At 64.3% G+C, this 13,878-nt stretch carries 15 protein-coding genes; 2 read left to right on the top strand and 13 right to left on the bottom strand.

Annotation, left to right across the window (positions count from 1 at the left end; genetic code table 11):
* Nucleotides 1-3 precede the first annotated feature (3 nt).
* Both AC3AP7_RS10835 and AC3AP7_RS10840 read left to right on the top strand, forming a co-directional pair.
* Nucleotides 4-1,263, top strand: a complete 1,260-nt coding sequence (locus tag AC3AP7_RS10835; RefSeq protein ID WP_475763178.1) for an acyl-CoA dehydrogenase family protein — start codon at nucleotides 4-6, stop codon at nucleotides 1,261-1,263.
* 97 nt (nucleotides 1,264-1,360) lie between these two features.
* The gene (locus tag AC3AP7_RS10840) at nucleotides 1,361-2,062 is read left to right on the top strand and encodes a glutathione S-transferase N-terminal domain-containing protein (protein WP_475763176.1); all 702 of its coding nucleotides are present in this window, start codon (nucleotides 1,361-1,363) and stop codon (nucleotides 2,060-2,062) included.
* A gap of 124 nt (nucleotides 2,063-2,186) precedes the next feature.
* Here AC3AP7_RS10840 and AC3AP7_RS10845 read toward each other — a convergent pair whose 3' ends face one another.
* The 13 genes from AC3AP7_RS10845 to nuoI all read right to left on the bottom strand — a co-directional run bounded on the left by AC3AP7_RS10845 (nucleotide 2,187) and on the right by nuoI (nucleotide 13,874).
* The gene (locus AC3AP7_RS10845) at nucleotides 2,187-2,648 is read right to left on the bottom strand and encodes a MaoC family dehydratase (RefSeq protein WP_475763174.1); all 462 of its coding nucleotides are present in this window, start codon (nucleotides 2,646-2,648) and stop codon (nucleotides 2,187-2,189) included.
* The gene (locus tag AC3AP7_RS10850; protein ID WP_475763172.1) at nucleotides 2,645-3,103 is read right to left on the bottom strand and encodes a MaoC family dehydratase; all 459 of its coding nucleotides are present in this window, start codon (nucleotides 3,101-3,103) and stop codon (nucleotides 2,645-2,647) included. Before AC3AP7_RS10850 ends, AC3AP7_RS10845 begins: the two co-directional genes overlap by 4 nt.
* A gap of 29 nt (nucleotides 3,104-3,132) precedes the next feature.
* Entirely contained in the window at nucleotides 3,133-4,260 is a 1,128-nt protein-coding gene (locus AC3AP7_RS10855) for an acyl-CoA dehydrogenase family protein (RefSeq protein ID WP_475763170.1), read from the bottom strand.
* Nucleotides 4,261-4,270: 10 nt separating this feature from the next.
* On the bottom strand, nucleotides 4,271-5,467 hold the full coding sequence (locus AC3AP7_RS10860) for an acyl-CoA dehydrogenase family protein (protein ID WP_475763168.1): 1,197 nt from the start codon (nucleotides 5,465-5,467) through the stop codon (nucleotides 4,271-4,273).
* A 48-nt stretch (nucleotides 5,468-5,515) separates the two neighbouring features.
* Nucleotides 5,516-5,944: a DUF1178 family protein gene (locus AC3AP7_RS10865; RefSeq protein ID WP_475763166.1), complete on the bottom strand. Its 429-nt coding sequence runs from the start codon at nucleotides 5,942-5,944 to the stop codon at nucleotides 5,516-5,518.
* Nucleotides 5,945-6,218: 274 nt separating this feature from the next.
* Nucleotides 6,219-6,809: an NUDIX domain-containing protein gene (locus AC3AP7_RS10870; RefSeq protein WP_475763164.1), complete on the bottom strand. Its 591-nt coding sequence runs from the start codon at nucleotides 6,807-6,809 to the stop codon at nucleotides 6,219-6,221.
* Between the two features lie 41 nt (nucleotides 6,810-6,850).
* Nucleotides 6,851-7,147, bottom strand: coding sequence for a DUF2818 family protein (locus tag AC3AP7_RS10875; protein WP_475763162.1), 297 nt, complete (start codon nucleotides 7,145-7,147; stop codon nucleotides 6,851-6,853).
* The gene (gene nuoN, locus AC3AP7_RS10880; RefSeq protein WP_475763160.1) at nucleotides 7,147-8,619 is read right to left on the bottom strand and encodes an NADH-quinone oxidoreductase subunit NuoN; all 1,473 of its coding nucleotides are present in this window, start codon (nucleotides 8,617-8,619) and stop codon (nucleotides 7,147-7,149) included. Before nuoN ends, AC3AP7_RS10875 begins: the two co-directional genes overlap by 1 nt.
* A 25-nt stretch (nucleotides 8,620-8,644) precedes the next feature.
* Nucleotides 8,645-10,135, bottom strand: a complete 1,491-nt coding sequence (locus tag AC3AP7_RS10885; RefSeq protein ID WP_475763158.1) for an NADH-quinone oxidoreductase subunit M — start codon at nucleotides 10,133-10,135, stop codon at nucleotides 8,645-8,647.
* Between the two features lie 18 nt (nucleotides 10,136-10,153).
* The gene (gene nuoL / locus AC3AP7_RS10890; protein ID WP_475763156.1) at nucleotides 10,154-12,208 is read right to left on the bottom strand and encodes an NADH-quinone oxidoreductase subunit L; all 2,055 of its coding nucleotides are present in this window, start codon (nucleotides 12,206-12,208) and stop codon (nucleotides 10,154-10,156) included.
* Between the two features lie 17 nt (nucleotides 12,209-12,225).
* Nucleotides 12,226-12,531 (bottom strand): NADH-quinone oxidoreductase subunit NuoK, encoded by a 306-nt coding sequence (gene nuoK, locus AC3AP7_RS10895; protein WP_013339863.1) that lies wholly within the window; start codon nucleotides 12,529-12,531, stop codon nucleotides 12,226-12,228.
* 20 nt (nucleotides 12,532-12,551) lie between these two features.
* Nucleotides 12,552-13,250, bottom strand: coding sequence for an NADH-quinone oxidoreductase subunit J (locus AC3AP7_RS10900; protein WP_475763153.1), 699 nt, complete (start codon nucleotides 13,248-13,250; stop codon nucleotides 12,552-12,554).
* 135 nt (nucleotides 13,251-13,385) lie between these two features.
* Nucleotides 13,386-13,874 carry an NADH-quinone oxidoreductase subunit NuoI gene (nuoI, locus tag AC3AP7_RS10905; RefSeq protein ID WP_090803773.1) on the bottom strand — a complete coding sequence of 163 codons (489 nt, stop codon included), beginning with the start codon at nucleotides 13,872-13,874 and terminating at the stop codon, nucleotides 13,386-13,388.
* Nucleotides 13,875-13,878 lie beyond the last annotated feature (4 nt).

Raw genomic sequence — 13,878 nt, forward strand, 5'->3', positions numbered from 1 at the left:
CCGATGAATTTCGACTACACCCCGAAAGTGGACGCGCTGCGCACGCGCCTGCTCGCGTTCTTCGACGCGCACATCTACCCGAACGAGCACGCGTTCCATGCCGAGATCGCGGCCAACCGCGCGAACGGCAACGCATGGGTGCCGACGCAGCTCGTCGAACAGTTGAAGCAGCACGCCCGCGAAGCCGGCCTGTGGAACCTGTTTCTGCCCGACTCCGGGCGCGGCGCAGGCCTCACGAATCTGGAATACGCCCCGCTGTGCGAAATCATGGGCCGGGTGCCGTGGGCGCCCGAGGTGTTCAACTGCAATGCGCCCGACACCGGCAACATGGAGACGCTCGAACGCTATGGCACGTCGGAACACAAGCGCGACTGGCTCGAACCGTTGCTGCAGGGGCAGATTCGCTCAGCATTCCTGATGACCGAGCCGGGCGTCGCCTCGTCTGACGCGACCAATATCCAGACCCGTATCGAGCGCGACGGCGACGCGTACGTGATCAACGGCCACAAGTGGTGGTCCTCCGGGGCAGGCGATCCGCGCTGCCGGATTTTCATCGTGATGGGCAAAACGGATCCGCACGCGGCACGCCATCAACAGCAGTCGATGCTGCTGGTGCCCGCCGGTTCGGCCGGCATCACGATACACCGGCCGCTCGGCGTGTTCGGCTACGACGACGCGCCGCACGGCCACATGGAGATTACGCTCGAGAACGTGCGCGTGCCGGCGTCGAACATCCTGCTCGGCGAAGGGCGCGGCTTCGAGATCGCGCAGGGCCGCCTCGGACCAGGCCGGATCCACCACTGCATGCGCCTGATCGGTCTCGCGGAACGCGCGCTCGAACTGATGGCAAAACGCTCGCTCGAGCGCGTCGCATTCGGCAAGCCGCTCGCGCAACAGGGCGTCACGCAGGAACGCCTCGCCGAAGCGCGCTGCCTGATCGAGCAGGCGCGCCTGCTGACGCTGAAAGCCGCGTACATGATGGACACGGTCGGCAACAAGGGCGCGCGCGGCGAGATCGCGATGATCAAGGTGGTCGCCCCGAACATGGCATGTCAGGTAATCGACTGGGCGATCCAGATGCATGGCGCGGGCGGAATGAGCGACGATTTTCCGCTCGCCTACGCGTACACGTCGGCGCGCACGCTGCGTCTCGCAGACGGTCCCGACGAGGTGCACCGCAGCGCGATCGCACGGCTCGAACTGGCGCGCTACATGGACGGCGACGCGGCCGGACGCGTCGAGATGCCGGTCACGCGCGGCTAGCCGGCCCGGCACGCGCGCGGCAAGCCGGCGCGATCTGTGCTCTAATTTTTGCCTGACCGGGGCCGCCGCGCGGTCCCGCTCGCCCCAAGGAGGCACGATGATCGACGTCTATAGCTGGGCCACCCCGAACGGCCACAAAGTTCACATCATGCTGGAGGAGACCGGGCTGCCGTACACCGCGCATCCGGTGGACATCGGCGCGGGCGACCAGTTCAAGCCCGAATTCCTGGCGATCAGCCCGAACAACAAGATTCCCGCGATCGTCGATCCGGACGGACCGGAAAGCGCGGACGGCAAGCCGTTTGCGCTGTTCGAATCGGGTGCGATCCTGATCTATCTGGCCGAGAAAAGCGGCCAGTTCCTGCCGTCCGGTCCCGCCGCCCGCTACGCGACGCTGCAATGGCTGATGTTCCAGATGGGCGGCATCGGCCCCATGCTCGGCCAGGCGCACCACTTCCGCATCTACGCGCCCGAGCGCATCGACTACGCAGTCAACCGCTATACGAACGAGGCCCGCCGCCTGTACGGCGTGATGGACACGCAACTCGGCAAGACCCGCTTCCTCGCCGGCGACGACTATACGATCGCGGATATCGCCACGTTCCCGTGGACGCGGTCCTGGCAGAACCAGGGCGTCGATCTCGACGCGTTGCCGAACGTGAAGCGCTGGCACGAAGAGATTGCCGCGCGGCCCGCGGTCAAGCGGGGGGTGGACGTGCTGGCATCGGCCCGCAAGCCGCTCGACGACGCCAAGGCACGCGAGGTGCTGTTCGGCGCGACGCAATATTCGCGGCACTGAACCCAAGGCACTGAACTCGCGGTGCCGAACTCACGGCACTGCGCAGCCGGCACTGAGGCGCTGCTCAGGACGCGCTGCTCGCGCGGAGCGCGCTGCGCGGATAACCCGCGCAGCGCGCCAGACGCTAGAAGTAGTGCCGGGTAATGAACTCTGCGATGCACACCGGCCGTGCGCCGCCGTCACGTTCGAGCATCACCTCCCAGACCACCTGCACGCCGCCGTCGACGTCGTCGACGCTCGCCACCGCGAAGCTCGCCCGCACCCGCGAACCGACCGGCACCGGCGCCGTGAAACGCACGCGATTCAGCCCGTAGTTGACGCCCATCCGCTGCCGCAGCACGACCGTCTGTTCGAGCAGCCCCGGAATCAGCGACAGCGTCAGAAAGCCATGCGCGACCGGCCCGCCAAACGGCGATTCGCGTGTCGCACGCGCCGCGTCGACGTGAATCCACTGATGGTCGCCGGTGGCGTCCGCAAAGCGATCGACGCGCGTCGGGTCGATCGTCACCCAGTCGCTGACGAGCGGCTCGCCGCCGGCCAGCGCGCGCAAAGCAGCGGCATCGAGCCCCGACGGATCGCGCTTCACGCGTCTGCTCCCGGATCGCGCAGCCCGAACAGGCCCTTCGAACGCACCTGCACGACGGTTTCGCCGTGCTGGTTGCGCCCCGTCCATTCGGTCCAGATCAGGCCGCGATCCGGCTTGCTTGCGGACAGGCGCTTGTCGAGGATCGTGTTCGTCATCCGCAGCGTATCGCCGACGCGCACTGGCTTGATCCAGCGGATTTCGTCGATGCCGGGCGAGCCCATCGATGTCGAGCCGGCAAACGCGTTGCGCACGAGCAGTCCCATCATGACCGAGCAGGTGTGCCAGCCGCTCGCGACCAGCCCGCCGAACGGCGACGCAGCCGCGGCCGCCTCGTCCAGATGAAACGGCTGCGGATCGAACTGCTGCGCGAACGCGACGATTTCTTCGCGCGTGAACGTGTGCTCGCCGCACTCGATCACCATGCCGACCTGCATGTCCTCGTAACTCAAACCCATGACGAAAGCTCCGTGATTCGAAGGCGCGCTCACGCTTCGACCGGGGCAAAACCCGGCAACGCGGCAAAACGCGCAAGATGGTGATCGACATCGCCCAGCGTCGTCTCGATGATCGCGAGGCGCTTGAACAGATGGGCCGCAGCGAGTTCGTTCGTCACCCCCATCCCGCCGTGCAGTTGCACGGCCTGCTGGCCGACGAAGCGCGCCGCCTGCCCCACCCGCACCTTCGCGGCCGACACCGCGCGGCGCCGCTCGTCCGCGTCGCGGCTCGCGTAACGCACCGCGGCGACCCAGGTCAGCGAACGCGCCTGCTCCGCGTGGATCAGCATCTCGACCATCCGGTGCTGCAGCGCCTGGAAGCGCGCGATCGGCTGGCCGAACTGCTGGCGCGCTTTCGTGTATTCGACGGTCGCGTGATTCAGCGCGTCGAGTGCGCCGATCGCCTCCGCGCACAGCAGCACGATCCCGTAGTCGGCGATCTGTTCGAGCGCAGCCGCGCCCGCCTGCGTCCCGGCGAGACGCCGCGCGGGGCAACCGCGCAGCGCCAGCGTCGCTGCGCGCTGGCCGTCGATGGTCCGGTAATCCGTCACCTCGACGTGCGCGGCGTCGCGCATCGCGACGAACAGGCCGACCTCGCCGTCGCAGCGCGCCGGGACGATCCAGCCGTGCGCCTGCGCGCCGTGCTGCACGACCGCTTTCGTGCCGGTCAGCGCGTAATGGTCGCCGTCGCGCACGGCCACGGTGTCGAGTTCGAACAGGTCGTAGCGTGCCTGCGGCTCGTGAAACGCGACAGCCAGCGTCAGTTCGCCGCGAGCGATGCGTTCGAGCAGCGCGGCATCGTCGCCCGCCCCGCTGCCCGCGATGCGCAGGGCCTCGGTCGCCACCGCGTTCGCCCAGACCGGCTCGACCGCCAGCGCGCGGCCAAGCGCCTGCATCACCACCAGCATGTCGAGCGCGCCGCCGCTGAAGCCCCCCTGCGCTTCGGGCACCGGCAATGCGGTCAGCCCAAGCTCGGCAAACGCGTTCCAGTGCGTCTCCGACACGCCCGCCGCCGAGTGCACGATCGCCTGACGCGCTTCAAATATGTAATGCCGGTCGAGATAGCGGCGCAGCGCATCGGCGAATTGCTGCTGCTCGTCGGTAAAGGTGAAGTCCATGCGCCGCTCCTCACAGTCCGAGTATCATCTGCGCGATGATGTTCTTTTGAATTTCGTTCGAGCCGCCGTAGATCGACGTCTTGCGGAAGTTGAAGTAGTACGCGGCGAGCGGCGCGGCATCGTCGTCGCCGGCCACGCTGTGAGCGCGCTCACCCTCCAGATACGGCACGTCGAACGGCGCGGCCATCGGCCCGATCGCATCGAACATCAGTTCGGTCAATCCCTGCTGGACCTCGGTCCCCTTGATCTTCAGCATCGATGCTTCCGGTCCCGGCCCGCGGCCGCCGGCCTCGCTGGCGACAACCCGCTGCACGGTCACTTCGAGCGCCATCAGTTCGATTTCGAGGTTTGCGACCCGCGCACCGAACACCGGATCGTGCAGCAGCGGCTTGCCGTTCCTGCGCTGATTCAGCGCCAGCCGCTTCAGGAATACGAGTTCGCGCTTCGACTGGCCGACCCGTGCAATGCCGGTGCGTTCGTGTCCGAGCAGATACTTCGCGTAAGTCCAGCCGCGGTTCTCCTCGCCAACCCGATTCTCGAGCGGCACCCGGACGTCCTCGAAGAATACCTCGTTGACTTCGTGATCCTCGTCGAGCGTGATGATCGGGCGCACGGTGATGCCGGGCGTCTTCATGTCGATCAGCAAAAAGGAAATGCCCTCCTGCTTCTTCGCGGCGGGATCGGTGCGCACGAGGCAGAACATCATGTCCGCGTGCTGGCCGAGCGTGGTCCACGTTTTCTGGCCGTTCACGACATAGTGATCGCCCACCCGCTCGGCGCGCGTGCGCAGCGAGGCCAGATCAGACCCGGAACCGGGCTCGGAATAGCCCTGGCACCACCAGTCGGTGCCGTCGAGAATACGCGGAAGATAGTGGCGCTTTTGCGCTTCGCTGCCGTACTTCATCAGCACGGGCGCAACCATTGCGACGCCGAACGGCAGCACCGTCGGCGCGCCGACGCGGGCGCATTCGTCATCCCAGATGTGGCGCTGTGTCGCGTTCCAGCCCGGACCGCCGTACTCGGGCGGCCAGGCGACGGCCGACCAGCCGCGCGTGCCGAGCAGGCGGTGCCAGCTCGCGAAGTCCTCGCGATTCAGACGTTTGTGGTGCAGAACCTTGTCGCTCAGCGCGCGCGGCAGATTCGCCTCGAGCCATGCGCGGATGTCGGCGCGAAACGCCTCGTCGGCAGCGGAGTAATCCAGATTCATACGCTGTGTCTCCTGGCTAGCGCAGCCCGCTGCCAGAAGCGCACCGCGCTACTGCAGCGACCCCTTCAGGGCGGGCGGAACAGGCAACGGCACGATGTCGATGCCTTCCTCGGCCAAGGCGCGGGCATCCTCCGACGTGGTCACACCGCGAATGCTGCGAGACGGCGCCTCGTTGTAGTGAATGCGCCGTGCTTCCTCGGCGAAGCGATCGCCCACGTTCTCCGTGTTTTCCAGCACCTCGCGCAACACGCGCATCACCTGTGCCTGCAATGCCTGCGCATTCGCGGGCGGCTGCTGCGGCGCGCTCGCCCCCGACAGGTTCAGACGCGGCGCCGACGGCAGCCGGCTCACTTCGGTCGCGCCGCACATCGGGCATTCGACCAGCTGGCGCGCGCACTGCGACTCGAAGTCTTCCGCGGACGCGAACCAGCCTTCGAAGCGGTGACCGTGCGAGCAGTGTAAATCGAGGACCTTCATGGGAATCTGGGCTTGCGTACGAGTTTAGCGCAAAACGGCGTTTTTGGAACGATCGTTCGTAATTTTGCGGCCCGGCAACGGCAGGCTCGCGCGCCGGGGAAAACCGCTGAAAAATCCGCGCGGGTGCGCGATTCTAACGCGTTGCACGCCGACGCGCCGACGCGCCACGTGGCGCGTCGGGTCGTTCGATCCCTGTGGATCGTCAAGATGCGGGAAGGCGCCGCCTGCCGCGCGGCGGCAATCCGGCAATCCCGGCATGCGCGGCGCGCGCGGCTCAGTCCGGCTCGGGAGCGTTCAGCGGCCAGGCGCCCGACAGCACCTTTTCGAGCCAGAACGTGCCGATGATCGTCTTGACGTCGGTGACCTGACCGGTACGCACCCACTCCGACATCTCGGGCAGCGTTGCCGTGAAGATCTCCAGAAACTCGCCGTCATCGAGCTTGCGCTCGCCCGGCGTCAGGCCGCGGGCGAGGTAGATGTCGATGAACTCGGTCGAATACGAAATGATCGGGTGAATGCGCGTGACGTACACGTACTCGCGCGCGCTGTAACCCGTTTCTTCGCGCAGCTCGCGCTTCGCGCACGCGAGCGCGCCCTCGTCGGGATCGAGCTTGCCGGCCGGGTATTCGACCATCACCTTGCCGATCGGATAGCGGTACTGCCTTTCCAGCAGCACGCGGCCGTCGTCGAACAGCGGAATGACCATCACCGCGCCCGGGTGCTGGACATACTCGCGCGTGGCGTGCTTGCCGTCGGGCAAGCGCACCGTGTCGCGTTTCAGCGTGAGAAACGAGCCTTCATGAAGCGTCTTGCTGTCGAGATGGATCTCGATCAGCCCGTCGTCGTGATCCGGAAGTTCAGCCATGTGCAACCTCAGTACAGCGTGGTGCGCGACGGCCTCGGCCGTCAGCGCCGTTTGACGAGATACTGGAACGTAAAGCCGGGAAATGCGAACACGACGAACAGACTGAACGTGATCGCATAGAACTGCCAGCCCTGCTCGAAGCGGTTACCGGCACGCGCTTCGAGCATGAAGCCGAGTTCGCCGACCACCACATACAGCAGGATCAGCTCGGCGATGCGCAGCCATGCGCTCTTGCGCGCCGTCTTCAGCGGGAACACGCCGAACAGGCGCTGATTCAGGAACGGCAGGTTGGCGCCCACGAGCGCCAACAACACGATAAACCAGCCAGCGGCGGACATCAGAGCGTCAGGGTATGCGAGATGGCCTGCAGGCAAGCGCTCAGCAGATGACCCGGCACCAGACCCAGCACCAGCACGGCAACGCCGTTCAGCGCCAGCAGCGCGCGATTGAAGGCATCGCCCTGGAGCGGCGCCGTATCGATCGGATCGTCGAAGTACATCAGCTTGACGATGCGCAGGTAGTAGAACGCGCCGAACAGCGACGTGATCACCGCGAGCACCGCCAGCCACGTCAGACCCGCGTTCATCGTCGCCTGCAGCACCGCGAGCTTCGCGTAGAAGCCGACCGCCGGCGGGATGCCCGCGAGCGAGAACATCAGGATCATCATCACGAACGCGAACACCGGGCTGCGCTGATTCAGGCCCTTGAAGTCGTCGAGCGTTTCGGCTTCGAAATCGCGGCGCGTGAGGAGCATCACGATGCCGAACGTGCCGAGCGTGGTGATCAGATAAATGATGCTGTAGAACATGGCCGAGCCGTATGCGCTCGCCGCCGTGCTGGTCTTACCGTCCACGACGCCGGCGAGCAGCCCCAGCAGCACGAAGCCCATATTCGAGATAGCCGAATACGCCAGCATCCGCTTCACGTTGCGCTGCACGATACCGGTGATGTTGCCGACGATCAGCGACAACGCCGCAAGGATCACCAGCATCTGCTGCCAGTCGACGGCGAGCGGCAGCAGCCCCATCACGAGAAAGCGCAGTGCCCACGCGAACGCGGCCACCTTCGGTCCGCCGCCGGTCAGCAGCGTCATCGCGGTCGGCGCCCCCTGGTAGACGTCCGGCACCCACATGTGGAACGGCACCGCGCCCATCTTGAACGCGACGCCGGCGACGACGAAGATCACGCCGAACAGCAGCACCACGTCGTTGATGCGGCCCGACGCCACCGCCTTGAACACGTCGTTGATGTCGAGCGAGCCGGTCGCGCCGTACAGCATCGAGATGCCGTACAGCAGGAAGCCCGAGGCCATCGCGCCGAGCACGTAGTACTTCATCGCCGCTTCGTTCGACTGCGCGGCTTCGCGGCGCAGCGCGATCACCGCGTACAGCGACAGCGACATCAGTTCCAGACCCAGATACAGCGTCAGGAAGTTGTTGCCGGAGATCATCACCAGCTGGCCGAGCAGCGAGAACATCCCGAGCAGGAAGAAATCGCCCCGGTACAGATCGCGGTCTTCGAGATACTTGCGCGAGTAGACGATCGAGATCGCGTAGCCGATGCAGACGACCGACTTCATCATGTTCGCGAACGGGTCCACCACGTACATGTGGTCGAAGTAGTAATGCACCTGCGGATCGAAGGCGTTCACGGCGAACCAGACGCCGGCGGCCAGCGTCGACACGACGGCGATCAGGTACGTGGTGCGTCGACCGGCCTGGCCGACAAACGTGTCGTTGAGCCACGCGACAACGACGGCGAGCATCAGCAGGCCGTCGGGCAACAGGGCAGTCATAGGTGCGTTTTGCATGATCTTTTAATAGCTCCGCTCTGTGTTACTGAGGCAGCGGCAGTTTCGACTGCGCGACGTGGGAGAGCAGATTTTCCACGGATACGTGCATCACATCGGTGAAGGGCTTCGGATACAGGCCCATGAACAACGTCAATGCGGCCAGCACGACCAGCATGAAGAACTCGCGCGAATTGATGTCGAGGAGCTTCTTCACGTGGTCGTTGGCGACCGCGCCAAAATAGACACGCTTGTACATCCACAGCGTGTATCCCGCGCCGAGAATCAGGGTGAACGCCGCACCGCCCGCAATCCAGAAGTTGTACTGGACCGCGGCCAGAATCACCATGAACTCGCCGACGAATCCCGAGGTGCCCGGCAGCCCGCAGTTGGCCATCGCGAACAGCATCACCAGCGCCGCGAACTTCGGCATCGTGTTGACGACGCCGCCGTAGTCGGCGATCTGGCGCGAATGCATCCGGTCGTACAGCACGCCAATGCACAGGAACATCGCACCCGACACGAAGCCGTGCGAAATCATCTGCACGATCGCGCCTTCTGCGCCAAGCTGGTTGAAGATGAAAAAGCCCAGCGTGACAAAGCCCATGTGCGCAATCGACGAATACGCGACGAGCTTCTTCATGTCCGCCTGCACCATCGCGACCAGGCCGATGTAGATCACCGCGATCAGCGACAGCGTGATCACGACCGGCGCAAGGTAATGGCTCGCGTCCGGCGTGATCGGCAGCGAAAAGCGCAGAAAGCCGTATGCCCCCAGCTTCAGCATGATCGCCGCCAGCACGACCGAGCCGCCGGTGGGCGCCTCCACGTGCGCGTCGGGCAGCCACGTGTGTACCGGCCACATCGGCACCTTCACCGCGAACGCAAGGAAGAACGCAATGAACAGCAGAATCTGCGGCGTCATCGCGATCTTCGCGCTCTGCCACGTCGCGAGATCGAACGTATGCGTCTGCGTGTACAGGTACAGCAGCGCGACCAGCATGAGCAGCGAGCCCATCAGCGTGTACAGGAAGAACTTGAACGCCGCGTACACGCGGTTGGGGCCGCCCCAGACGCCGATGATGATGTACATCGGAATCAGCGTCGCCTCGAAGAACACGTAGAACAGCATCCCGTCCGCCGCGCAGAACACGCCGATCATGATCCCCGAGAGAATCAGGAACGACGCGAAATACTGCGCGACATTCTTCGTGATCACCTGCCAGCCGGCAATCACGACGATCAGCGTGATCAGCGCGGTCAACACGACAAACCACATCGAAATCCCGTCGACACCGAGGTGGTACGAGATGTTGAACCGCTCGATCCAATGCACATTCTCGACGAACTGGAGATCGGCCGTGCCCGGATCGAAGCTCGTGAAGAGCGGGATCGTGACGATGAAGCTGAGCAGCGAGCCGATCAGCGCAAGCCAGCGCGCCGGAGCGGGATTTCTGTCCGAACCGATAGCAAGGACCAGCAAACCGAACAGAACCGGCAACCAGATCGCAATACTTAAAATCGGAAACGTGTGCATGTAGAGGGCTCCCCCGCCTTATTTGCCGCCGAGCGTTACAAACAAAGTCAGGAGGCCCAGCATGCCGATGATCATGGCAAACGCGTAGTGATAAATGTAACCAGACTGGAGGAACCGGATCACGCCGGCGAACCAGCTGATAAAGCGCGCGCTGCCGTTGACGACACCATCGATGACGACCACATCGCCCTCCTTCCAGAGGCCGCGTCCGATCGCGACGGCGCCGCGCGCGAACACGACTTCGTTGATCTTGTCGAGGTAGTACTTGTTTTCGAGCAGCGTGTAGACCGGGCCGAGGCCGCGCGCAATGGATGCGGGCAGTTCCGGACGCTTCAGGTACAGGAACCACGCGACGAGGAAACCCGCGAGCGCCAACCAGACCGGCAGGCCCGACACCGAATGCAGGCCCATCAGGAACCAGCCTTCGAAGTCGCTCGCCATCTCCGCCATCGCCGGATGATTCGCGGCGATGTAGATCACCTTGTCGGCCACCACGCCATGCTGGAAGAAGTCGCCGAACAGCAGCGGCCCCACCGCGATCGCGCCGATCACGACCGACGGAATCGCGAGCAGCACGAGCGGCACCCACACCACCCACGGGCTCTCGTGCGGTTCGTGCGCGTGATCGTGACCATGGGCGTCGTGCGCGTCATGAGCGCCATGCGCGGCCGCCTCGATCGCCATCGGCGACTCGGGATGCTTCGGCTGGCGGAAACGCTCTTCGCCGTGGAACACGAGGAAGTACATGCGGAACGAGTACAGCGCGGTCACGAACACGCTCGCCACCACCGCGAAATACGCAAAGCCCGAACCCGGCAGATGGGACAGCTTCACGGCATCGATGATCGAATCCTTCGAGTAGAAGCCCGAGAAGAACGGCGTGCCGATCAGCGCGAGCGCGCCGACGAGCGTCGTGATCCACGTGATCGGCATGTACTTGCGCAGGCCGCCCATGTTGCGCATGTCCTGATCGTGGTGCATGCCGATGATGACCGAACCCGCGCCGAGGAACAGCAGCGCCTTGAAGAACGCGTGCGTCATCAGGTGGAACATCGCGACCGGGTACGCGGACACGCCGAGCGCGACCGTCATGTAGCCGAGCTGCGACAGCGTCGAATACGCGACGACGCGCTTGATGTCATGCTGGACGACGCCGAGGAACCCCATGAACAGCGTGGTGATCGCACCGATCACCGTGACGAACGACAGCGCGGAGTTCGACAGTTCGAACAGCGGCGACATCCGCGTCACCATGAAGATGCCGGCCGTCACCATCGTCGCCGCGTGAATCAGCGCGGAGATCGGCGTCGGGCCTTCCATCGAATCCGGCAGCCACACGTGCAGCGGGAATTGCGCGGACTTGCCCATCGCGCCGATGAACAGGCAGACGCAGGCCACCGTCAGCAGGCCCCAGCTGGTGCCGGGGAAGTGCATCGCGGCGAGCGCCTGGCTCTTCGCAAACACGTCGCCGTAGTTCAGCGACCCCGTGTACGCGAGCAGCAGCCCGATGCCGAGCAGGAAGCCGAAGTCGCCGATGCGATTCACGATGAACGCTTTCAGGTTCGCGTAGATCGCGCTTTCGCGCGTGAAGTAGAAGCCGATCAGCAGATACGAAACGAGGCCCACCGCTTCCCAGCCGAAGAACAGCTGCAGCAGGTTGTTGCTCATCACGAGCATCAGCATTGAGAACGTGAACAGCGCGATGTACGAAAAAAAGCGCTGGTAGCCGTCGTCGTCGGCCATGTAGCCGATCGTGTAGATGTGCACCATCAGCGACACGAAGGTCACGACGCACATCATCATCGCGGTGAGCGAGTCGACGAGGAAGCCGACTTCGAACTTCAGCTTGCCGATCGCCATCCACTCGTAAATGGTGGCATTGAAGCTCGCGCCGTTCATCACGTCCATGAAGACGATGCACGACAGCACGAACGAGATCGCGACGCCGAGAATGGTGACCGTGTGGGCGCCCGCGCGCCCCACCGTCCGGCCGAACAGCCCGGCGATCAGCGAGCCGGCCAGCGGCGCAAGAGGGACCGCCAGCAAAAGGTATTCATTGAGTGTCGTTGACATAACAGTCTGCCCCGAAATTAGCCTTTGAGCTGATCAAGATCCTCGACGTTGATCGTGTCGAGGCTGCGGAACAGGGTGACCAGAATGGCCAGACCGATCGCCGCTTCCGCTGCGGCTACCGTCAACACGAAGAAGACGAAGATCTGTCCATGCACGTCGCCGAGATAATGCGAGAAGGCGACGAAATTGGTATTGACCGCCAGCAACATCAGCTCGATGGCCATCAGGATAATGATGACGTTGCGGCGGTTGAGGAAAATGCCCACGACGCTGATCGCAAACAGGATCGCGCCGAGCACGAGGTAGTGAGCAAGGGTCAACATGATTTCTCTCCCGTCTCCGCTTAACTGTTCTTTGCCGCTTCCGGCGCGGCGGCAGCGGCGGCTGCCGCCGCAGCAGCCGCGGCTTCCGCCGCGAGCGTCGCCGCGGTCTTTTCCGTGGGCATCTTCACGACCCGCACGCGATCTTCGCGCCGCACCCTCACCTGCTCGCTCACGTTCTGGCGCTTGCTGTCCTTGCCGTGACGCGCGGTGAGCGCGATCGCCGCGATGATCGCCACCAGCAGCACCAGACCCGCCACTTCGAACGCGAAGATGTAGTCGGTGTAGATCACTTTACCGATCACACGCGTATTCGACCAGCCCGCCATCGCGCTGTTGGCCGCCACGGTCGCATCGCGCAGCGGCGTGACCGTGGCGCCGAAACCGCGCCACAGGATCAGCGCGGTCTCGACCACGATGATCGCCCCTACCAGGGTGGCCATCGGCACGAAGCGTTTGAAGTCGCGCCGCAGCACGTCGACGTTGATGTCGAGCATCATCACGACGAACAGGAACAGCACCATCACCGCGCCGACGTACACGAGCACCAGCAGGATCGCCAGGAACTCGGCCTCGAGCAGCATCCAGATCGCCGCCGCATTGAAGAAGGCGAGCACGAGAAACAGCGCGCAGGCCACCGGATTGCGGGCAGTGATCACCTTCAGCCCGGACACGGTCAGGAGCAGCGCGAAGATGTAGAACAGTACGGTCGTGAATTCCATGATTACCGGTTCATCGTGAGGCCATCGTCAGGCACGGTTTGGGCACAAATGCGCCGCGCTACAGCGCGTCAGGCAGCAGCCTACGGCCAGACTACAGGCCGGTACAGCGTGATACATCAACGTCGATCCCGCGGACTAGCGGTACGGCGCATCCGCGGCCTTGTTCGCAGCGATCTCCGCTTCGTAGCGATCGCCGACGGCCAGCAGCATCTCTTTCGTGAAATACAGGTCGCCGCGCTTCTCGCCGTGATACTCGAGAATATGCGTCTCGACGATCGAATCGACCGGGCAGCTCTCTTCGCAGAAACCGCAGAAGATGCACTTGGTCAGGTCGATGTCGTACCGGGTCGTACGGCGCGTGTTGTCGGCGCGCGTCTCCGACTCGATCGTGATCGCGAGCGCCGGACACACCGCTTCGCACAGCTTGCACGCGATGCAGCGCTCCTCGCCGTTTTCGTAACGGCGCAGCGCGTGCAGCCCGCGAAAGCGCGGCGAGATCGGCGTCTTTTCTTCCGGAAACTGCACGGTGATCTTGCGCTGGAACGCGTACCGTCCGGTCAGCGCGAGACCCTTCAGCAGTTCCGTCAGGAAGAAGGTCTTGAAGAAGTTTTGGATTGCGGTCATGAGT

The sequence above is a fragment of the Paraburkholderia sp. PAMB 6770 genome, assembly GCF_057748135.1.